Consider the following 21,769-nt stretch of genomic DNA (forward strand, 5'->3'; position numbering starts at 1 on the left):
CAAAATCAGATGGTGACGACCCGCGCGGAAGTCCTCGCGGCCCTGTCGGTGGCCATCGACCTGGGCCTCGGCCAGCCCGCTGAGCACATGCTGCGCTCGGCGCTCATCGCGACGCGGCTGGCCGACCGGCTCGGGCTCACCCCCGAGCAGCGCGACTGCGCCTACTACTCGACGCTGATCATGTGGATCGGCTGTCACGCCGACTCCCACGAGTACGCGCGGTGGTTCGGCGACGACATCGCGGTGCGCCGGGACTCCTACCTCGTCGACTGGTCGGGACTGCCGTACCACCGGTTCCTGCTCGCCAACATCGCCCGCGGGGAACCGCTGCTCGAGCGCATCCGGACCGCCGCGACGCTGTATGCCGGTGCGCGCGGACACATCTCGCAACTCATCCATTCGCACTGCGCGTCGGCGTCGATGCTGGCCGAGCGGATCGGCCTCGACGCCGACGTACAGCGCGTCCTCGGTTACACATTCGAACGGTTCGACGGCGGCGGACTGCCGAACGGGCATGCGGGCGAGGCGATTCCGATCGAGATGCGGGTCGCGCAGTTCGCCGACATGGTCGAGGTGCACCAGCGCGGCTACGGCACCGAGGGTGCGGTCGCGATGGCCCGCGGCCGCCGGGGCGGGCAGTTCGACCCCGCCGTCGTCGACGCGTTCGTCGCCGACCCCGAACCCGTCCTGGCCGTCCCGATGACCGGGGACGTCTGGACGACGGCGCTGCAGCAGGCACCCGACCGCCACACCAAACTCGACGCCGCCGGGCTCGACGCGCTGCTCGTCGCACTCGGCGATTTCGTCGACCTCAAATGTCCCTTCACGGTCGGACATTCGCGGGCGGTCGCGGCATTGGCGGCCGATGCGGCGATCGCGATGGGGGCGAGCGACGAGAGTGTCGCGGTGACGCGGCGCGCCGGCCATGTCCACGATGTGGGCCGCATCGGGGTGTCGAACCAGGTGTGGTCGAAACCGTCGGCGTTGTCGATGGCGGAGTTCGAGCGGGTGCGGTTGCACCCGTATCTGACCGAACGGATCCTGCATCAGGTGGCGGGGCTCGCGACGGTGGCGTCGGTCGCGGCCAACCACCACGAACGGCTCGACGGCACGGGCTATCCGCGCGGACTCGGTGCGCGGGAGTTGACGATGCCCGACCGTGTGCTCGCCGCCGCGGTGAGTTACCGCGCGGCGCTCGAACCCCGGCCGTACCGGGGAGCGATGACGGCGGGCAACGCCGCACGCCGGCTGCAACAGCAGGTGCGCGACGGCGGTCTCGACCCCGTTGCCGTCGAGGCGGTGCTGCACGCCGCGGGCGGATCGGCCGGTCCGAAACCCCGGCCCGCGGGGTTGACCGCACGCGAGGCCGAGGTGCTACGCCTGGTCGCGCAGGGGGCGACGAACAAGGACATCGCCGCCCGATTGGTGATCAGCGAGAAGACCGCACGCAACCACGTCGAGCGCACCTACGCCAAGCTCGGCGTGTCCAACCGCGTCGCGGCCAGCCTCTACGCGCTCGAGCACGGGCTGCTCGGCCGCTGATCAGGCGGCGTGGCGGTGCGTGTTGTCCGAGTGCTGGGTCTGCCAGAGCCGCTCGATCTTCAGCACTCGCCGGTGCTCCAGCGCGATCAGCCCGCCGCCCGCGGTCACCACGGCGCCGGTGACCAGGGCCAGCGGCAGGACCAGGTGGCCCTCGCCGTACGCGGCGGACGCCACGATGGCCGCCAACCCGATGACGCCGAGCGCGATCAACACCAGCCCGGGGAACCACAGCGTGTCGATGAACGATTCGCCGGCACGCGATTGGTAGGTCCGTGCGTGGTCGATGGGATCGTGATGCGCACCCTTCATCGCATCCTTCTTTCCTCCGAGGTCACTCCAGGCTACGCCCGAAGTGATCTCCATCACACCAGGTTGGGCTGACAAGATGGGCCGGTGAGCGACGTCCGAGGCCGGGTCTGGCGCAATGGCGAACCGCACGGCGACTTCGAGTTCTCGATGATCTCGGACTACCTCGTCGAACCCGGCACGCTGGTGTGGGCCGACGTCTACGCCTCCGACCACGCCATTCTCAAGGACCTCGCCCACGAGCTCGGCCTCAACAAGTGGGCCGTCGAGGACGCCGTCGCCGAAGCCGAGCGCACCAAGGCCACGATCTACCCGACCCACACGTTCTTCACCGTCTACAGCGTCGACACCGGCGCCGAGCTGCGCGTCCACCGCATCTCGGGCTTCGTGCTGCCTCAGGGGTTGATCACGGTGCGGCTGTCGCCGGACTTCGACATCGACGCGGTGTCGGAGCGGTTCGACGAGCTCGGCGGTCAGCAGTTCGGCGTCGGCGCCCTGGTGCACGCACTACTCGACACCGTGGTCGACGGCCACTTCGACGCGGTGCAGTACCTCGACGATGCGATCGAAGCGCTCGAGGACGAGCTGTTCGCCGAAACGCTGCCCGGTAAAGTCATGCAGCGCAGGACTTTTCAGCTGCGGAAGGACCTCGTCCATCTGCGCCGCGTGGTGCTGCCGATGCGCGAGGTCGTCAGCGCGATCCAGCACCGCAGGCAGGACGCGAAGATCTCGCCCGAGCTGGACCCGCGCTACGCCGACCTGTACGACCACGTCCTGCGCGCCTCGGAGTGGACCGAATCGCTGCGCGACATGATCACCACGGTGTTCGAGACGAACCTGTCGCTGCAGGACGCGCGGCTGAACATGGTGATGAAGAAGTTGACCGGCTGGGCGGCGATCATCGCGGTCCCGACGGCGATCACCGGCTTCTACGGCCAGAACGTCGCGTATCCGGGCATCGACACCGTCGCCGGATTCATCACGAGTTCGGTGATCATCGTGCTGCTCGTGGCGATCCTCTACGTCATGTTCAAACGCCGCGACTGGCTTTGAGAGGCACTCCCTCCCGCAACGCTGTGCGCCCGACCTACACCAGGGCTGTGAATCCACAGCCGTCCGCTTCATCCACAGCCCTGGTGTAGGTACGGCGCTCAAGCACGAAAACGTCACACCATCCCCGGAAGCTCGCGACATGCACTACCCGATCGTGGGCTCCGAAGAGATCGCCGCGGGCCGGCTGACCCGCGGCCAACTGCGGTGGAACTACACCGCACTGCATCCGGACGTCTACCTGCACAACGACGCGCCACGCACCGAAAGCAGGCGAATACTCGCGGCGTACCTGTGGACCAAGCGCAAGGGCATCGTCACCGGCCGGGCGGCGGCGTGGGAGTACGGCGTCTATTGGGCGTTGAAATCGCACGACGTCGACCTCATCGCCCCGTACCGCAGACCCACGCCCGGCGTCGAGATCCACGACGAGCGCATCTCCGACGATGAGATCCGCCGCGGCAACTGGCTCACCGCGGCCTCACCCGCCCGCACCGCACTCGACGTCGCCCGCCGCCTCCCGCTGGTCCAGGCGGTGGCCGTACTCGACGCGCTCGCCGCCAAGAATGACTTCACCAAGGCCGACGTGCGACAGCTGATCGACCGGTACGCCGGGATGCGGGGTCTACCGGCGGCCCGGGAGGCGGTGAGCCTGATGGACGCCGGGTCGCACTCGCGGGAGGAGAGCGCGCTGCGCGTCGGTCTCGTCACCGCTGGCATTCCGACGCCGACCACGGACATCCACGTCGAGGACGAGTCGTGGTCGGCCCGCATCGCGATGGGCTGGGAGTGGGCGAAGGTCGGGGTGAGCGTGGAACCAGGCCCGATCGAGAATTACGCGATGGTCCAGTTTCTGAGGACCGAGGAACTGATTCAGCGGCTGGGGTGGATCCACGTCCGCGCGCATCCGAGGCGCACCCCTCATTCGGTCGGGCGCGCCGTGCACGCAGCGTTGGTCGCGCGCGGTCTCTGGCGCAGAGCCAGATACATGGGTGTGCTATGCAATTAGGGTGACCGAGCAGACGACAGCCCCGCCGCAGGCGCGCGGCGCGCTCGGCCTGATGTTCGACCCGGTCTTTGGGGCGCTGTTCTGGGGCAAGATGTTCTCGGTCGTCGCCGTGTGGACGCACGGCATCGTCGCCGCGATCGTCATGTACGAGGCGACGGGGTCGGCGCTCATGGTCGGCCTCGTCGGCGTCGTGCAGTTCGGGCCGCAGCTGATCCTCAGCCCCACCAGCGGCAAGTGGGCCGACACCGGCAACCCGGAGCGCCAGATCATGCTCGGCCGGATCCTGTGCCTGATGGGGTCCGGATCGATCGCGGTGTGGCTCGCGATCTCGGAGCGACAGGCCGCAGCGGCGATCCTGCTCGGCACGCTGCTCGTCGGTGTCGGGTTCGTCGTGGGTGGTCCGGCGATGCAGTCGATCGTCCCGAACCTGATCCGTGACGGTGAGCTGTCGACGGCGATGGCGCTCAACAGCATTCCGATGACGATCGGCCGGATGATCGGCCCGGTGATCGGCGCCTACATCGCCGCCCACCTCGGGTACGCCGAGGCGTTCGCGGTCAGCGCCGCGCTGCATCTGGTCTTCGCGATCTTCCTGCTGGTGGTCCGGTTCCCCGCACCCCCGCCCAAACGCGACGGCGCCGACTACCGCGTGCGCGTCGCGCTGCTGCACGTCTGGCGCGACAAGCCGCTGTTCCTGGCGTTGCTGGCGGTGACGACGGTCGGGTTCGCCGCGGATCCGTCGATCACGCTGACCCCGTCGATGGCCGACTCCCTCGGCGGCGACACCCGCCTGGTCGGCGCGCTGTCAGCGGTATTCGGGATCGGCGCGGCGCTGGGCATGGCCGTGCTGGCGCTGCTGCGCGGGCGGATCGCCTCGGCCGTCGTGTCGTCGGTCGGGCTGTGGCTGCTCTGCGCGGGCTGTGGCGTGTTGGCCTTCGCGATGACGACACCGGTGGCGCTGGTCGGGTTCGGGCTCGCCGGCCTCGGATTCGGCTGGGCGATGACGGGGCTGAGCACCGTCGTGCAGGAACGCGCACCGGAGGAGTTGCGCGGCCGGATCATGGCGCTGTGGCTCGTCGGCTTCCTCGGGTCCCGCCCGATCGCGGCGGCCGTGCTCGGCGGTGCGGCCGACGCGCTGAACGTCTACGTCGCGTTCGGCGTGGCCGCGCTGTCGGTGGTGGCCGTCGCGGTGCTGTGCCGTCCGTCGGCGCTGACCGGACCTCACAGCGTCGCGGCGTAGGCGAGCGTCGGACCCGCGCTCTATCGTTTGGGTCGATGCCATTCCATCTGCACCGGGCGGAGCGCACCGACCTCCTGGCCGACGGACTCGGTGCCCTGCTGTCCACCCCGCCCGCCGACCCGTTCGCCGAGGAACTGGTCATCGTGCCGGCCAAGGGCGTCGAGCGGTGGCTGAGTCAGCGGCTGTCCCACGTCCTCGGGCGGGGTTCGGGTGACGACGGGGTCTGCGCGGGCATCACGTTTCGCAACCCGCGCTCCTTGATCGCCGACTTGACCGGCACCCAGGACGACGACCCCTGGTCCCCCGACGCGCTGGTGTGGCCGCTGCTCGAGGTCATCGACACCAGCCTCGACGAACCGTGGTGCACCACTCTGGCCACCCATCTCGGGCAGTTCGAGCGCGGCGAGGAGAAGGAGCTGCGGCAGGGCCGCCGGTATGCGGTCGCGCGCCGGCTGGCCGGACTGTTCGCCTCCTACGCCCGCCAGCGTCCCCAGCTGCTCGTCGACTGGCTCGACGGCGGCACCACCGGGCTCGACGAGGACCTGCACTGGCAGCCGCATCTGTGGCGCGCGCTCGTGGACAAGGTGCCTGCCGACCCGCCGCACATCCGGCACGCGAAAACCGTTGCGCGGTTGCGCGAATCGCGTACCGACTTGCCCGACCGGCTTTCGCTGTTCGGGCACACCCGGCTGCCCGCCACCGAGGTCGAACTGATCGAAGCGCTTGCCACCCATCACGACCTGCACCTGTGGCTGCCGCACCCCAGCGACGACCTGTGGTCCTCGCTGACCGCCCACCGCGGCCCGGTCCGCCGCCGCGACGACCACACCCATCGCGAGGTCGGCCACCCGCTGCTCGCCACCCTCGGCCGCGATCTGCGCGAACTGCAGCGCAGCCTGCCCGCCGACGCGGCCACCGACGAATATCTCGGCCACGCTCACCATCCCGGCACCCTGCTCGGCTGGCTGCAGTCCGACATCGCCGCCAACGCGGTCCGCCCGGAGGGCCGGCATCTCGACGCCGCCGACCGCTCCGTGCAGGTGCACAGCTGCCACGGCGCCGCCCGCCAGATCGACGTGCTGCGGGAGGTGCTGCTCGGTCTGCTCGTCGACGACCCGACGCTCGAACCGCGCGACATCCTCGTCATGTGCCCGGACATCGAGCACTACGCGCCGTTGATCGTCGCCGGGTTCGGCCTCGGCGACGTGATCTACGGGGCGCATCCGGCGCACCGGCTGCGGGTCAAACTCGCCGACCGGGCACTCACGCAGACCAACCCGTTGCTCGGTGTCGCGGGCCAACTCCTGGCGCTGGCGGGCGGCCGGGCGACGGCGACCGAGGTGCTCAACCTCGCCGAGACGCCCGCGATCCGCGCGCGGTTCGGGTTCAGCGACGACGACCTCGACACCATCGGCGACTGGGTCCGCGAGGCCAACATCCGCTGGGGTTTCGACCGCGAACACCGCCACCCCTACGGCGTCGACTTCGTGCAGAACACCTGGCGGTTCGGCCTGGACCGGGTGCTCGCCGGCGTCGCACTGTCCGATGACTCGCACACATGGCTCGACACCACGCTGCCCCTCGACGACGTTGGCAGCGACCGCGTCGAGCTGGCGGGCCGGCTCGCCGACTACGTCGACCGCCTGCACACCACCGTCGAAAGCCTCAGCACCACCCGGCCTCTCGAGGAGTGGCTGGCCGCGCTGCGCACCGGCATCGATCAGCTGACCGCCGTCCCCGACGACGACACCTGGCAGACCAGCCAGCTGGAACGCGAGTTCGCCGACGTCCTCACCCAGGCCGGTCCGCGCAAGGACACGCTGCTGCGGCTGCCCGACGTGAAGGCGCTATTGGACCGCCACTTGGCCGGGCGGCCCACCCGCGCGAACTTCCGCACCGGCACGCTCACGGTGTGCACCATGGTGCCGATGCGCTCGGTGCCGCACCGGGTGGTGTGCCTCGTGGGTCTCGACGACGGGCTCTTCCCGCGCCTCGGCGTGGTCGACGGCGACGACGCGCTGGCCCGCGACCCAGTGACCGGGGAACGCGACATCCGTTCGGAGGACCGGCAACTGCTGCTCGACGCGATCGGCGCGGCGACCGAGAAACTCGTCATCACCTACACCGGCGCCAACGAGTACTCCGGACAGCGCAAACCGCCCGCCGTGCCGTTGGTCGAACTGCTCGACTCCCTCGACATCACCACGGAGGACCCGGTGCGCGGGCGTGTGCTCGTCGAGCATCCGTTGCAGCCCTTCGACGTTCGCAACGTCACCCCGGGCGCGCTCGGCATCCCCGACACCCCGTTCACGTTCGACTCGACCGCGCTGACCGCCGCCACCGTCTCGACCGGCGACCGCGAAGAGCGGCCGGGTCTGCTCACCCATCCGCTGCCCCCGCCCCCGCAGGACGACGTCGCGCTCGACGATTTGATCGCGTTCTTCAAGGATCCGGTCAAGGGCTTCTTCCGGGCGCTGGACTACACGCTGCCCTGGGACGTCGACGCCGTCGAGGACGCGATGCCCGTGGAGATCGACGCGCTCGCCGAATGGCAGGTCGGCGAACGCATGCTCGACGACATGCTGCGCGGGCTGAATCCCGAACAGGCGCAACAGGCGGAGTGGCGGCGCGGGTCGCTGCCGCCGGGTCGGCTCGGCTGGCGCAAGGCCCAGGAGCTGCGTGATCAGGCCGCCGCCCTGGCCACCGCGGCCCACCGGCACCGCGGCCGGCCGATGCACGCCTACGACGTCGACATCCCGCTCGGCGCCGGCCGCCGTCTCACCGGCACCGTCCCCCGCGTGTACGGCGACCGGACCGTCACCGTCACCTACTCCAAACTCGACGGCCGCCACCTGCTGCCGTCGTGGATCCAGCTGGCGGCGTTGACCGCCGGCCGTCCGGGCACCGACTGGGCGGCGGTGTGCATCGGCCGCGCGAAACGGGGCACCACGCCGCGCGAGCGGCTGCTCGGCGCCCCCGACGACGCCACCGGTGTACTGCGTGACCTGGTCCGCATGTACGACGCCGGGCGACAGCAGCCGATCCCGCTGCCGCCGAAGACGTCGTACGCGTGGGCCGAGGCGCGCCACCACCGCGGAGAACCGTTGCGCGAGGCCGGGTTCCGCTGGAAGTCGGGCCGCTACCCGGGTGAGGACGCCGAACCGGCCAACGTGCGGGTCTGGGGGCCGTTCGCATCGCTGGGCGCGCTGGTGGCGGCGGGTCTCGACGACTACGCCCAGCGCCTGTGGCTACCCATGCTCGCCGCCGAGAGGGATCCGGACTAGTGGACAGTTTCGACCTGCTCGGTCCGCTGCCCGCCGAGCGCACCACCACGGTGCTCGAGGCCAGCGCGGGCACCGGCAAGACGTTCGCGCTCGCGGGGTTGGTGACCCGCTACGTCGCCGAGGGTGTCGCGACGCTCGACCAGATGCTGCTGGTGACGTTCGGCCGCGCGGCCAGCCAGGAACTGCGCGAACGCGTCCGCGGCCAGATGCTCGACGCACTGGTCGCGTTCGACGATCCGGCGGCCGCGGGCGAGAACCAGCTCGTCGCATACCTCGTCGACGCCCCCGACGAGGAACGGGCCCTGCGCAAGCAGCGGCTCAAGGACGCGTTGGCCGGTTTCGACGCCGCCACGATCGCGACCACACATCAGTTCTGCCAACTCGTCCTCAAATCCCTTGGTGTCGCCGGGGATACAGACAGTGGCGTGCAATTGGTGGAGAGCCTCAACGACCTGACCGCCGAGATCGTCGACGATCTGTACCTCGCCCACTTCGGTCAGCAGCGCGACGACCCGGTGCTCACCCGCAGTCAGGCGCTGGACTTGGCGCGCGAGGTGGTGCACAACGCCGGCACCGAACTGCGGCCGTCGAACCCGCCGCCGGGCAGCGAGGCCGAGGTGAGGGTCACGTTCGCGAAGGCGGTGTGCACCGAACTCGAACGGCGCAAACGCCGGCTCGGCATCCTGCACTACGACGACCTGCTGTCGCGACTGGCCAACGCGCTCACCGACGAGGGGTCCCCGGCGCGGGCGCGCATGCACCGCCGGTGGTCGATCGTGATGGTCGACGAGTTCCAGGACACCGATCCGGTGCAGTGGCAGGTGCTCGACCGCGCGTTCACCGGCCGCTCGACGCTGATCCTCATCGGCGACCCCAAACAGGCGATCTACGCGTTCCGCGGCGGCGACATCGTCACCTACCTGCACGCGGCGAGCACCGCGGGCCACCGGCAGACGCTGGGCACCAACTGGCGCAGCGACGGCGAACTCGTCGACCGGTTGCAGGTGGTGCTGCGCGACGCCGAACTCGGCGACGAGCAGATCGTGGTGCGACCGGTCGAGGCGCACCACAAGGGCCACCGCCTCGAGGGCGCCCCGCGCAACGATCCGTTCCGGCTGCGGATCGTCTCGCGCGACCTGTTCGGCACCCGCGGTGACAAGACCATCCAGATGGACCCGCTGCGCGAGCACATCAGCCGCGACCTCGCCGCCGACATCGGGCAACTGCTCGCCAGCGGAGCGACGTTCTGCGACAAGCCGATTCAGGCCAGGGACATCGCGGTGATCGTCGAGAAACACAAGGACGCCCGCGCCTGCTTCGACGCGCTGTCCGAGGCCGGTATCCCCGCCGTCTACACCGGCGACTCCGACGTGTTCAACTCCCCCGCGGGCGACGACTGGCTGTGCCTGCTCGAGGCGTTCGACCAACCGCACCGCTCCGGGCTGGTGCGCGCGGCGGCGACGACGATGTTCTTCGGCCGCACCGCCGAGGAGCTCGCCACCAAGGGCGACGCGTTGACCGACGAGATCGCGGACCGGTTGCGGGAGTGGGCCGATCACGCCCGCGAGCGCGGCGTCGCGGCGGTGTTCGAGGCGGCGAACCTGACCGGCATGGGCCGTCGGGTGCTGTCCTGGCGCGACGGCGAACGGCACATGACCGACCTCGCGCATCTGGCCCAGGTGCTGCACGACACCGCCCACCGCGAACACTTCGCGCTGCCCGCCCTGCGGGACTGGCTGCGCACCCAGCGCGAGGAGCGCAGCGGTGCGGTCGAGCGCATGCGCCGCCTCGACAGCGACGCCGCGGCCGTACAGATCATGACGGTGTGGGTGAGCAAGGGTCTGCAGTACCCGGTGGTGTACCTGCCGTTCGCGTTCAACCGCAACATCCAGACCCGCGACTGCGTGCTGTTCCACGACGGCCGCACCCGCTGTCTGCACATCGGCGGCGAGGACAGCCCCGACCACCACGAGGTCGAACGGCTGGGCAGGCGTGAGGGCGCCAGCGACGACGTCCGCCTCACCTACGTGGCGCTGACCCGCGCGCAGTCACAGGTGGTGGCGTGGTGGGCGCCGTCGTGGGACGAACCCAACGGCGGCCTGTCGCGGCTGCTGCGGGGCCGTCGCCCCGGGGAGGCGCACGTCCCCGACCGCTGCGAACCGGCCCGCATCGACGACGCCGACGCCCGCACCGCGCTGCGCGCCTGGGAGGACCTCGGCGGTCCGGTGCTCGAGGACTCCGTGATCGCCGCGCCGTCGACCCCTCGTCCGGAGGCGCCGCCGACGGGTCTGGACGTCCGCCACTTCCACCGGCGCATCGACACCACGTGGCGGCGCACGTCGTATTCGGGGCTGCTGCGCGCCGCCGAGGACGCGGGGGTGACCAGCGAACCCGAGGTGATCGAACTCGACGACGAGGTCGCCGATGTGCCGGTGACGCAGACCTCCACCGTCGGCGCCGACGTGCCGTCTCCGATGGCGGAGCTGCCGACCGGCGCGAAGTTCGGATCGCTGGTGCACGCGGTGCTCGAACACGCCGACCCACTGGCCGCCGATCTGAAAGCCGAGCTGGAGAAGCGGATTCGCGAGCACATGGTGTGGTGGCCGGTGGACGTCGCCCCCGACGCACTGGCCGAGGCGCTGCTGCCGATGCACGACACTCCGCTCGGCCCGCTGACCCCCGGGGTCACGCTGCGCCGGATCGGGCTGCCCGACCGGCTGCGGGAGCTGGACTTCGAATTCCCGTTGGCCGGCGGCGATGTGCGCGGCGACGCCCCGCAGATCACGCTCGCCGATGTGGGCCGGCTGCTCGCCACGCATCTGCCCGCCGACGACGTGCTGGCCTCCTACGTCGACCGGCTCACCGACCGGGCGCTGGGCGGGCAATCGCTGCGGGGGTATCTGTCGGGATCGATCGACGCGGTGCTGCGGGTCGACGGTCGCTACGTGGTGGTGGACTACAAGACGAACTGGCTCGGCGAACCCGACAAACCGCTCACCGCAGCCGATTACACGCGCTCCCGGATGGCCGAGGCGATGCTGCACTCGGACTATCCGCTGCAGGCCCTGCTGTATTGCGTTGTGCTACACCGCTTTTTGCGGTGGCGCCAACCCGGATACACACCGGAGGAGCATCTCGGCGGGGTGCAGTACCTGTTCCTGCGCGGGATGTGCGGGGCGCAGACCCCCGTCGTCGACGGACACCCGGCCGGCGTGTTCAGTTGGCGCCCACCCGCGGATCTGATCGTCGCGCTGTCGGATCTACTCGACGGGGTTGCAGTGACGGGGGGCCAACCGAGTAGTGTTGGACGAGGTTGATCAACCAGCCGCGGCATGTCGCAGCGATCGGGCAGTGGAACTCGGACCTGCAGACGCCGCCCCCCATTTCCTTTCGCGCTGTACACGCGCAGTTTCGGAGCTTGATCTCAATGCCTTCTATCGATCATCTGCAGTTCTCCACCGAGTGGACCGGCCCGTACGAGGTCCGCATCACCGTCGCCGGGTCCGTCGACGCCGCGAACGCCGTTGAGCTGGAGGAATACGTGCTGCGCCGCGGTGCGAACTCCCGACAGCTGACCCTCGACATGACCGGTGTGGACTTCCTGTCGACCGCGGGGTTCTCCGTGCTGTGCACGATCAGCGAGCGGTGCATCCGCGCCAACGTCGACTGGGCGCTGGTCAGCAGCCCCACCGTGCGCCGTGTCCTCGACATCTGCGATCCGCACCTCACGTTGCCCCAGGCTGCCTGATTCCGGCCGGCCGATGGGCCACACTGGACTCGTGACGGATCCGGGAGCCACACGCGTCGCGGTCTACCTCGACTTCGACAACATCGTCATCTCCAGGTACGACCAGGTCAACGGGCGTAGCTCGTATCAGCGCGACAAGACCAAAGACGCCGACGAGTTCGCCGAGAAACTGCAGCGCGCCACCGTCGACATCGGCGCGGTGATCGACTTCGCGTCGTCGTTCGGCACGCTGGTGCTCACCCGCGCGTACGCGGACTGGTCGTCGGACGTCAACGCCAACTACCGCGGACAACTCGTGGCCCGCGCCGTCGACCTGGTGCAGCTGTTCCCCGCGGCCGCCTACGGCAAGAACGGCGCCGACATCCGCCTGGCCGTCGACGCGGTCGAGGACATGTTCCGGCTGCCCGACCTCACCCACGTGGTGATCGTCGGCGGCGACTCGGACTACATCGCGTTGGCGCAGCGCTGCAAACGGCTCGGCCGCTACGTGGTGGGCATCGGGGTGGCCGGCTCGTCGAGCCGGTCCCTGGCCGCCGCGTGCGACGAGTTCGTCACCTATGACGCGCTGCCCGGCGTCCCGGTGCCCCCGCCCGCCGTGGCGGCCGAGGCCGAGAAGGCCGAACCCGCCAAGCGCACCCGCCGCCGCAAGCCCGAGAAGGCCGAGGAACCCGAACCCGAGCCGGACACCGAGCCGGAGATCGATCCCGCGGATTCCGCGACCGCGCTGCTGTTGCGTGCGCTGCGGATCGGCCTGGAGAAGGACGACGCCGACTGGCTGCACAACTCGGCGGTCAAGGCACAGATGAAGCGGATGGATCCGTCCTTCAACGAGAAGTCGCTGGGCTACCGGTCGTTCAGCGATTTCCTGCGCTCGCATGCCGATCTGGTCGACCTCGACGAGAGCTCGACCACCCGGATGGTGCGATTGCGGACCCCCGGCGACTCATGATCGCGTTCGCCGATGCCGAGGTGTTCGAACCCGCCGATGTGCACGTCGCGCGGCGGCTCACCGAAATGGTCTCGGAGACCGACGAATCCGTCGCGCTGGCGGTCGCGTTCGCGGTGCGGGCGTTGCGCAACGGATCGGTGTGTGTGGACCTGACGTCGGTCGCGGCGCAGGTGGGCCGCCCGGAGTTGCCGTGGCCGGAGCCGTCGCAGTGGCTGGCGGCCGTGCGGGCCAGTCCGCTCACCGGCACCCCGTCGGTGCTGCACCTGCATGACGATCTGCTCTACCTCGACCGCTACTGGCGCGAGGAACAGCAGGTCTGCGACGACGTGCTCACGCTGCTGAAGTCGACGCCACCGGGTGCGGCCCCCGCTCTCGACCGGCTCTTCCCCGCCGCGGACTTCCCCGAACAGCGCGTCGCCGCGGAAATTGCGCTGTCACAATCGCTTACCGTGCTGACCGGCGGTCCGGGCACCGGGAAGACGACGACGGTCGCGCGGCTGCTGGCGTTGCTCGCCGAACAGGCGGCGCTCGAGGGCAAGCCGCCGCTGCGAATCGCGCTGGCCGCCCCGACCGGTAAGGCCGCCGCACGCCTGCTGGAGGCCGTGCGGTTACAGATCGCGGAGCTCGACGCCGTCGACCGGGACCGGCTGCCCGAGCTGACGGCGTCGACGTTGCACCGGCTGCTGCAGCGGCGCAGGGACAACGCCTCCCGATTCCGGCACCACCGGGAGAACCGGCTGCCGCACGACGTGATCGTCGTCGACGAGACGTCGATGGTGTCGCTGACGTTGATGGCCCGGCTGCTGGAGGCGGTGCGGCCGGACAGCCGGTTGCTGCTCGTCGGCGATGCGGATCAGTTGGCGTCGGTGGAGGCGGGCGCAGTGCTGGCCGACCTGGTCGACGGGCTGGGCGGCCGGCAGGATGTGCGGATCGCGCGGCTGATCACCTCGCACCGGTTCGGCGCGCCGATCGGGGCGTTGGCGACGGCGATCCGGGACGGCCGGACCGACGACGTGATGGATCTGCTGCGCAGCGGCGGGTCCTCGATCGAGTGGGTGAACACCGATACGCCGGGTGACCGGCTGCGCGATGTGCTCGTACCGCATGCGTTGCGGCTGCGGGAGGCGGCGATCCTCGGCAACGCGAAGGTGGCGTTGGAGACGCTGGACGAGCACCGGCTGCTGTGTGCGCACCGGCGCGGCCCGTACGGCGTCGCGTACTGGAACCGGCAGGTGGAGCGGTGGCTGACCGACGCGACGGGTGAGCCGATCTGGTCGGAGTGGTACGCGGGACGGCCGCTGCTGGTGACGGCCAACGACTACGGGCTGCAGCTCTACAACGGGGACACCGGGGTGACGGTCGTGCGCGACCACGGACTGGCGGCGGTGGTCGGCGGGAGCGAGTTCTCGACGAGCCGGCTGGCGGAGGTGCAGACCGTGCACGCGATGACGATCCACAAGAGCCAGGGCAGCCAGGCCCAAGAGGTGACCGTGCTGCTGCCGGACGAGGAGTCGCGACTGTTGACGCGCGAGCTGTTCTACACGGCCGTGACGCGGGCCAAGGCGAAGGTGCGGGTGGTCGGCTCGGAGGCCGCGGTGCGGGCGGCGATCGAGCGGCGCGTGGTGCGGGCCTCCGGCTTGGCGGGACGGCTGCGCACCGCGGGCTAGCGCGGTCGCCGAGATCAGGCTTGGGTCACGGGATCCGCGGTTTCACGCGAGATAACCCTGATCTCGTCGAGGTAGTAGATGACGTGTGCGCTCCGACACATTCGGCCACGGCGATTTGGAGAGCAACCCTCCAGTAGGGGTAGAGTTCCCGACGGCATCGATCGCCTCTGGGCCGCAATGCCTTTCGCGCAGCGTTGCGCCCACCACGCCAGAACGAGGGAGCGGCGGTCATGCACGTCACACCGCAGGAAGAACAATCCGTGAGAGCCGCGCTGCGCAATCCGCGCCGGCTCAAGACCGAGGTCCTCGCCGGCCTCGTCGTCGCCCTCGCCCTGATCCCCGAGGCGATCTCGTTCTCGATCATCGCCGGCGTCGACCCCCGCGTCGGCCTGTTCGCGTCGTTCACCATGGCCGTCACCATCGCGATCGTCGGCGGCCGCCCCGCGATGATCTCCGCCGCCACCGGCGCCGTCGCGCTCGTCGTCGCCCCGCTCGTCAAGAGCCACGGCCTCGACTACCTCATCGCCGCGGTCATCCTCGCCGGCGTCCTGCAGCTCATCCTCGGCGGTCTCGGCGTCGCACGCCTCATGCGCTTCGTCCCCCGCAGCGTCATGGTCGGCTTCGTCAACGCGCTGGCCATCCTGATCTTCCTCGCCCAGTTGCCGCACCTGACCGGCGTCCCGTGGCTGGTCTATCCGCTGGTCGTCGTCGGCATCGCGATGATCGTGCTGCTGCCCAGGCTCACCACCGTCATCCCGGCACCGCTGGTCGCGATCGTCCTGCTCACCGGCGCCTGCCTGGCCTTCGGCTGGCACGTCCCCGACGTCGCGGGCGAAGGCGAACTCCCCAACACGCTGCCGACGCTGCTGCTGCCCAACGTCCCCTTCACGCTCGACACCCTCACGGTCATCGCCCCCTACGCGCTGACCATGGCCATCGTCGGCCTGATGGAATCGCTGATGACCGCCAAACTCGTCGACGACATCACCGACACCCACTCCAGCAAGACCCGCGAAACGCTCGGCCAGGGCACGGCCAACATCGTCACCGGCTTCTTCGGCGGCATGGGCGGTTGCGCGATGATCGGCCAGACGATGATCAACGTCAAGGCCTGCGGCGCCCGCACCCGTATCTCGACGTTCCTCGCAGGCGCATTCCTGCTCGCGCTGGTCGTGGGGCTCGGCGATATCGTCGGCCGGATCCCGATGGCCGCACTCGTCGCCGTCATGGTGATGGTGTCGGTCGGCACCTTCGACTGGCACAGCATCGCGCCGAAGACGTTGCGCCGCATGCCCAAGAGCGAGACGACGGTCATGCTCGCCACGGTCGCCGTGACCGTCGCGACCAGCAACCTCGCCTACGGCGTCGCGATCGGCACGCTCACCGCGATGGTGCTGTTCGCCCGCCGCGTCGCCCACCTCACCGACGTCGTCAAGGTGGCCCAGCCCGACGAGGACACCCAGGTCTACGCCGTCAGCGGCCAGTTGTTCTTCGCCTCGAGCAACGACATGGTCTACCAGTTCGACTACGCGGGCGATCCGGCCAACGTCGTCATCGACATGTCCGGCGCGCACATCTGGGACGCCTCGACCGTCGCCACCCTCGACGCGATCACCACCAAGTACGCGGCCAAGGGCAAGAACGCCACGATCGTCGGCCTCGACGACACCAGCGCCGAACGGCACCGCCGCCTCAGCGACCGCCTCGCGGGTTCGCAGTAGATGCATCTCCAGATCGGGGAGGTCGCGGCCCGCACCGAACTGTCCATCAAGACGATCCGGCACTACGACGACGTCGGCCTGGTCACCCCGTCGGCCCGCTCGGCCGGCGGATTCCGGCTCTACACCGACGACGACGTCGAGCGGCTGCTCACGATCCGGCGGATGAAACCGCTCGGCTTCACCCTCGACGAGATGCGCGAACTGCTCGACGCACTCGACACTCTCGCCGAGCCGGGTGCCGACGCCACGCAGCGCGCCCACGCCCAGGCCCACCTCGCCGCCTGCCACACCCGCGCCGAGCAGGCGTGCGGTGAGCTCACCCGCCAGCTCGCCTACGCCCACGAGCTCACCGAACGACTCGCCCGTTACTGCTGACCATCGAGCATCCCGCACCGTAGGGTTGGCCCTGTGGTGGCCCAGATCAGTCGACGCCGGACCATGCGCACCGACCCGCAGACGGTCTGGGATGTGCTCGCCGATTTCGGGGCGATCCACGAGTGGCTGCCCGGCGTCGACCATTCGTGCCTGCTGCGCACCGCTCCCGACGGCCCGGTCGGCACCGCGCGCCGCGTGCAGATGGGCCGGATCACGCTGGTCGAGACGATCACCGAGTTCACCCCACCGACGGCGATCGCCTACGACATCGCCGGCCTGCCGCGGTGGCTGCGTCGCTTCAACAACCATTGGACGCTGCACGCCGACGGCGCCGCCACGGCCGTAACGCTGACCACCACCGTCGACCTGGGCCCCGGCCGGATCCGGGGGCTGGCCGCCCGGCTGGTGTGTCTGGTGCTGGCGAAGTTGTCGTCCACCACCATGCTCGCCGCCCTGGCCACGCGATCGGAGACCCACCATGCCTGACCGCCCCGACATCGTCATCCTGATGACCGACGAGGAACGCGCCGTCCCGCCGTACGAGACCCCCGACGTGCTGGCGTGGCGCGACCGGGTGCTGTCCGGCCGCAAGTGGTTCGACGACCATGGCGTGAGCTTCGCCCGGCACTACACCGGATCGCTGGCGTGCGTGCCCAGCCGTCCGACCATCTTCACCGGGCAGTATCCCGACCTGCACGGCGTCACCCAGACCGACGGGATCGGCAAGAGCGCCGACGACTCCCGCATGCGATGGCTGCGGCCCGGTGAGGTCCCGACGCTCGGAAACTGGTTCCGCGCCGCGGGTTACGACACCCACTACGACGGCAAGTGGCACATCTCGCACGCCGATCTGCACGACGCGTCCGGCAGACCGCTGGCCACCAACGACGAGGCGGGCACCGTCGACCAGGCGGCCGTGCAGCGCTACCTCGACGCGGATCCGTTGGCGCCGTACGGGTTCTCCGGCTGGGTCGGTCCCGAACCGCACGGGGCGCCGTTGGCCAACAGCGGTTTTCGCCGCGACCCGCTGATCGCCGACCGGGTGGTCGCCTGGCTGGAGGACCGCTACGCCCGCCGCCGCGCGGGCGATCCGGATGCGTTGCGCCCGTTCCTGCTGGTGGCCAGTTTCGTCAACCCGCACGACATCGTGCTGTTCCCGCAGTGGGTGCGCCGCAACCCACTGGACCCGTCGCCGCTGGACCCGCCGCACGTGCCCGCCGCACCGACCGCCGACGAGGATCTCTCGACGAAACCCGCCGCGCAGATCGCGTTTCGCGAGGCCTACTACTCCGGCTACGGCCCCGCCGCGGTCATGGAGCGCACCTACCGCACCAACGCCCAGCAGTACCGCGACCTCTACTACCGCCTGCACGCCGAGGTCGACGGCCCGCTCGATCGGGTACGCCGCACGGTCGTCGAGGGGTCGCAGGAGGCGGTGCTGGTCCGCACGGCCGACCACGGCGATCTGCTGGGCGCCCACGGCGGCCTGCACCAGAAGTGGTTCAACCTCTACGACGAGGCCACCCGCGTCCCGTTCGTCATCGCCCGCATCGGGGCCGGCGCGACGCAGGCCCGCACCGTGGACGCCCCGACGTCGCACGTGGATCTGGTGCCGACGCTGCTCGGTGCGGCCGGGGTCGACGTTCATGCGACGGCCGCCGTGTTGGCCGACCAGTTCTCCGAGGTGCACCCCCTGCCCGGCCGCGACCTCATGCCGGTGGTCGACGGCGCCGCCCCCGACGAGGACCGCGTGGTGTACCTGATGACCCGCGACAACGTCCTCGAAGGCGACACCGGCGCATCGGGTTTGGCGCGCCTGCTCAAACGCGGCACCAATCCGCCGGGCCCACTGCGCATCCGGATCCCCGCCCACGTGCCGTCGAACTTCGAAGGCCTGGTGGCCCGCGTCGACGGACGGCTGTGGAAGTTGGTGCGCAGCTTCGACGATCCGGCCACCTGGACCGAACCCGGTGTGCGCCACCTGGCCGCCAACGGTCTCGGCGGTGAGGCCTACCGGGCCAGCCCGCTCGACGACCAGTGGGAACTCTACGATCTCACCGACGATCCGACCGAGGCCGTCAACCGGTGGGACGACCCCACCCTCGACGAGTTGCGCGCCCACCTGCGGACGCAACTCAAACACGTCAGGACCGAATCGATTCCGGAGCGCAACCAACCGTGGCCCTACGCCGTCCGCCGCCCACCGGCCGGACAGCGGGTGACCCTCGTCCGCCGGGCGCTGGGACGCCTGGGGGTCGGCGCCGCAGTTTGAGTATGCGAGTCGACGGGCGGGAGATCGCCGTATCCGGCAGCCTGCTGCTGCCGCTGACTCGACGTACCAACGACATCCTGCGGCTGGCGTTGGCGACGGTGCTGCTGGCCGTCGTCGTGACGAGTTCGTTCATCACCCGCTACGAGTGGAGCGCGCTCGAACAGTCCATCTCCGGGATCGTCGGCGTGCTCACCCCGACGCAGTCCAACATCGTCTACCTGGCCTACGGCGTCTCCATCCTCGCGCTGCCGTTCGTGATCCTGGTCGGCCTGATCATCGTGCGGCAGTGGCGGTTACTCGGCGCGTTCGCCGCGGCCGGGCTGCTCGCGGGGTTCGCGCTGTCGATCACCGGTAATGGAATCGCCGCGCCGACATGGCATTTCGACTTGTCCGACCGCCTGGACACGCTGCTGTCGCAGATCCTCGACGATCCGCGGTGGATCGCGATGCTCGCCGCGGTGCTCACGGTGTCGGGGCCGTGGGTGCCCGCGCGGTGGCGGCGCTGGTGGTGGGCGCTGCTGCTGGCGTTCGTGCCGATCCACCTGGTGGTCAGCGCGGTGGTGCCGGCCCGCTCGCTGCTCGGGCTGACGGTCGGGTATTTCGTCGGCGCGCTCGTCGTACTGGTGGTGGGCACCCCCGCGCTCGAGGTGCCGCTCGGCGACGCGGTCCGCGCATTGGGGCGACGCGGGTTCGAGATCACCGCGCTGACCGTGATTCGGCCGGCCGGCCGGGGACCGTTGGTGATGACCGCCGAGACGACGAACCCCGGCCACGCGACGGTGCACATGTACGGGCCGAACCAGCGCAGCGGCGGCGCGCTGCGGCAGGTGTGGCGCAAGCTGCGGTTGCGGTCGTCGGAGACGGCGCCGCTGCAGGCCTCGCTGCGCCGCGCGGTCGAGCACCGGGCGTTGATGGCGATCGCGATCGGCCAGTCGGGGTTGGCGAATACCTCGAAGGTGGCGGCGACGACGCTGGCCCGCGGCTGGGCGCTCTACGCGCACGACGCGGTCCGCGGTGAGCCGCTCGACGCCGACACTCCCCCGCATCTGGCGTGGGTGGCGCTGCGGCGGCTGCACGACTCGGCGATCTCGCACGGCGACCTGCGGCCGGCCGAGATCACCGTCGACGACGGCACCGTACTGTTCGGCGGATTCGGTTACGCCGAGTACGGGGCGACGGCCGCGCAGCTGCAGACCGACATGGCGCAGCTGCTGCTGACCACCGCGGGGCTGCATGGCGCGGAGCGGGCGGTGTCGGCGGCGATCGAGGCGTTCGGCGCGGACAAAGTGCTCGTCGCGTCGGGCCGGCTGAGCAAACACGCGGTGGGCGCCCGGTTCTGGAAGCTGCTGCCGGACTCCCGGGCCGTCGCCTCGGCGACCCGCGAGGAGGTGATGCGCCAGACCGGCACCGACCGGATCAGCACCGAGAACATCACCCGGTTCACGCGCAACCAGATCATCCAGCTGGTGTTGATCGGGGCGCTGGTCTACGTGGCGTATCCGTTCCTCACCGCGGTGCCGACGTTCTCCAACGAGCTGCGCAACGTCAACATGTGGTGGGCGCTGGTCGGGCTGGCGGTGTCGGTGCTGAAGTATCTGGGCGCGGCGGCGGCGCTGTGGGCGTGCGCCGATGGTCTGGTGACGTTCCGGCATCTGGCGCTGATGCAGATCGCGAACACGTTCGCCGCGACCACAACCCCGGCCGGGGTGGGCGGGCTGGCGTTGAGTACGCGGTTCCTGCAGAAGGGCGGGCTCGGCGCGGTGCGGGCCACCACGGCGGTGGCGTTGCAGCAGTCGGTGCAGGTGGTCACGCACATCACGCTGCTGGTGGTGTTCAGCTTCGTGGCCGGGGCGTCGGCGGATCTGGCGCGGTTCGTACCGTCGGGGACGGTGGTGGTGCTGGTCTGCGGGGTGCTGCTGGGGCTGGTGGGTGTGGTGTTCGCAGTGCCGCCGTGGCGACGCTGGGTGGTGACGACGGTGCGGCCGCGGCTGGTGGAGGTGCTGCAGGACTTCCGCGACCTAGCGGCCGAACCGCAGCGGTTGGCGTTGATCGTGTTGGGTTGTGCGGCAACGACTCTGGGTGCTGCACTGGCGTTGTGGGCGAGTATCGAGGCGTTCGGCGGGGATACGTCGTTCGTGACGGTGACCGTGGTGACGATGGTGGGCGGGACGCTGGCCTCGGCGGCGCCGACGCCCGGTGGGGTCGGTGCGGTGGAGGCGGCGCTGATCGGCGGGTTGGCGGCGTTCGGCGTGGCCGCGGCGGTCGCGGTGCCTGCGGTGCTGCTGTACCGGGTGTTGACGTGCTGGTTGCCGGTGTTCATCGGCTGGCAGGTCATGCGGTGGCTCACGCGCCGCGACATGATCTAGCGCACGTTCGGCGTGACAGAATCACGAGCCTGGTGTAGGTCGGGCGCCCAAGCAGTCGCGGCGCGATCAACCGCGTCAAGCGAGCACGCGCTCGCTTTACCGCGGTAAAGCGACGTTCGTCCCCGCCGCTCCTCCTCGCCGAACGTGCATCCACTGCGAAATCCGGGCCGATTTTTCGCACTGAGCGCACGTTCGGCGTGACGCCGCCTCGGCAGACCATGTCCCGCCGACAGCCTTGTG

At 70.1% G+C, this 21,769-nt stretch carries 15 protein-coding genes; 14 read left to right on the forward strand and 1 reads right to left on the reverse strand.

Annotated features, from left to right (window positions below; all coding sequences use genetic code 11):
• Positions 1-9 precede the first annotated feature (9 nt).
• The gene (locus tag AU194_RS03740) at positions 10-1,542 is read left to right on the forward strand and encodes an HD domain-containing phosphohydrolase (RefSeq protein WP_059087886.1); all 1,533 of its coding nucleotides are present in this window, start codon (positions 10-12) and stop codon (positions 1,540-1,542) included.
• Here AU194_RS03740 and AU194_RS03745 read toward each other — a convergent pair whose 3' ends face one another.
• Positions 1,543-1,905, reverse strand: coding sequence for a LapA family protein (locus AU194_RS03745; RefSeq protein WP_231743148.1), 363 nt, complete (start codon positions 1,903-1,905; stop codon positions 1,543-1,545).
• A gap of 30 nt (positions 1,906-1,935) precedes the next feature.
• On the opposite strand from AU194_RS03745, the gene AU194_RS03750 reads away from it, so the two are divergent.
• The 13 genes from AU194_RS03750 (at position 1,936) to AU194_RS03810 (ending at position 21,529) form a co-directional block, all read left to right on the forward strand.
• On the forward strand, positions 1,936-2,901 hold the full coding sequence (locus AU194_RS03750; protein ID WP_059087888.1) for a magnesium transporter CorA family protein: 966 nt from the start codon (positions 1,936-1,938) through the stop codon (positions 2,899-2,901).
• A gap of 139 nt (positions 2,902-3,040) precedes the next feature.
• Positions 3,041-3,907, forward strand: a complete 867-nt coding sequence (locus tag AU194_RS03755; protein ID WP_059087889.1) for a hypothetical protein — start codon at positions 3,041-3,043, stop codon at positions 3,905-3,907.
• A 1-nt stretch (position 3,908) separates the two neighbouring features.
• Entirely contained in the window at positions 3,909-5,147 is a 1,239-nt protein-coding gene (locus tag AU194_RS03760; RefSeq protein WP_059087890.1) for an MFS transporter, read from the forward strand.
• Positions 5,148-5,182: 35 nt separating this feature from the next.
• The gene (gene recC / locus AU194_RS03765; RefSeq protein WP_059087891.1) at positions 5,183-8,431 is read left to right on the forward strand and encodes an exodeoxyribonuclease V subunit gamma; all 3,249 of its coding nucleotides are present in this window, start codon (positions 5,183-5,185) and stop codon (positions 8,429-8,431) included.
• Complete coding sequence (gene recB, locus AU194_RS03770; RefSeq protein ID WP_059087892.1) at positions 8,431-11,748, forward strand: exodeoxyribonuclease V subunit beta; 3,318 nt, start codon at positions 8,431-8,433, stop codon at positions 11,746-11,748. Before recC ends, recB begins: the two co-directional genes overlap by 1 nt.
• Before the next feature lie 110 nt (positions 11,749-11,858).
• Positions 11,859-12,179: an STAS domain-containing protein gene (locus AU194_RS03775; protein ID WP_059087893.1), complete on the forward strand. Its 321-nt coding sequence runs from the start codon at positions 11,859-11,861 to the stop codon at positions 12,177-12,179.
• Between the two features lie 13 nt (positions 12,180-12,192).
• Complete coding sequence (locus AU194_RS03780; protein WP_059087894.1) at positions 12,193-13,128, forward strand: NYN domain-containing protein; 936 nt, start codon at positions 12,193-12,195, stop codon at positions 13,126-13,128.
• Positions 13,125-14,795, forward strand: coding sequence for an exodeoxyribonuclease V subunit alpha (recD, locus tag AU194_RS03785; RefSeq protein WP_059087895.1), 1,671 nt, complete (start codon positions 13,125-13,127; stop codon positions 14,793-14,795). The genes AU194_RS03780 and recD overlap by 4 nt, the downstream gene beginning before the upstream one ends.
• A 230-nt stretch (positions 14,796-15,025) precedes the next feature.
• Positions 15,026-16,516 (forward strand): SulP family inorganic anion transporter, encoded by a 1,491-nt coding sequence (locus AU194_RS03790; RefSeq protein WP_059087896.1) that lies wholly within the window; start codon positions 15,026-15,028, stop codon positions 16,514-16,516.
• The gene (locus AU194_RS03795) at positions 16,517-16,891 is read left to right on the forward strand and encodes a MerR family transcriptional regulator (protein WP_059087897.1); all 375 of its coding nucleotides are present in this window, start codon (positions 16,517-16,519) and stop codon (positions 16,889-16,891) included.
• 63 nt (positions 16,892-16,954) lie between these two features.
• The gene (locus AU194_RS03800; RefSeq protein ID WP_231743159.1) at positions 16,955-17,377 is read left to right on the forward strand and encodes an SRPBCC family protein; all 423 of its coding nucleotides are present in this window, start codon (positions 16,955-16,957) and stop codon (positions 17,375-17,377) included.
• Entirely contained in the window at positions 17,370-19,163 is a 1,794-nt protein-coding gene (locus AU194_RS03805) for a sulfatase-like hydrolase/transferase (RefSeq protein ID WP_059087899.1), read from the forward strand. The genes AU194_RS03800 and AU194_RS03805 overlap by 8 nt, the downstream gene beginning before the upstream one ends.
• Before the next feature lie 2 nt (positions 19,164-19,165).
• Positions 19,166-21,529: a lysylphosphatidylglycerol synthase domain-containing protein gene (locus AU194_RS03810; RefSeq protein WP_059087900.1), complete on the forward strand. Its 2,364-nt coding sequence runs from the start codon at positions 19,166-19,168 to the stop codon at positions 21,527-21,529.
• The last annotated feature ends 240 nt before the right edge of the window (positions 21,530-21,769 follow it).

The organism is Mycobacterium sp. GA-2829 (assembly GCF_001499965.1).
In the GTDB taxonomy this organism is placed as follows: Bacteria; Actinomycetota; Actinomycetes; order Mycobacteriales; family Mycobacteriaceae; genus Mycobacterium.

Coding starts and splice junctions, on each gene's coding strand:
- AU194_RS03755 (WP_059087889.1), top strand. CDS start 3,041: ATGCACTACCCGATCGTGGGCTCCGAAGAGATCGCCGCGGGCCGGCTG.
- recD (WP_059087895.1), top strand. CDS start 13,125: ATGATCGCGTTCGCCGATGCCGAGGTGTTCGAACCCGCCGATGTGCAC.
- AU194_RS03780 (WP_059087894.1), top strand. CDS start 12,193: ATGGGCCACACTGGACTCGTGACGGATCCGGGAGCCACACGCGTCGCG.
- AU194_RS03805 (WP_059087899.1), top strand. CDS start 17,370: ATGCCTGACCGCCCCGACATCGTCATCCTGATGACCGACGAGGAACGC.
- AU194_RS03800 (WP_231743159.1), top strand. CDS start 16,955: ATGCGCACCGACCCGCAGACGGTCTGGGATGTGCTCGCCGATTTCGGG.
- AU194_RS03775 (WP_059087893.1), top strand. CDS start 11,859: ATGCCTTCTATCGATCATCTGCAGTTCTCCACCGAGTGGACCGGCCCG.
- AU194_RS03810 (WP_059087900.1), top strand. CDS start 19,166: ATGCGAGTCGACGGGCGGGAGATCGCCGTATCCGGCAGCCTGCTGCTG.
- AU194_RS03795 (WP_059087897.1), top strand. CDS start 16,517: ATGCATCTCCAGATCGGGGAGGTCGCGGCCCGCACCGAACTGTCCATC.
- recC (WP_059087891.1), top strand. CDS start 5,183: ATGCCATTCCATCTGCACCGGGCGGAGCGCACCGACCTCCTGGCCGAC.
- AU194_RS03790 (WP_059087896.1), top strand. CDS start 15,026: ATGCACGTCACACCGCAGGAAGAACAATCCGTGAGAGCCGCGCTGCGC.
- AU194_RS03740 (WP_059087886.1), top strand. CDS start 10: ATGGTGACGACCCGCGCGGAAGTCCTCGCGGCCCTGTCGGTGGCCATC.
- AU194_RS03745 (WP_231743148.1), bottom strand. CDS start 1,905: ATGGAGATCACTTCGGGCGTAGCCTGGAGTGACCTCGGAGGAAAGAAG.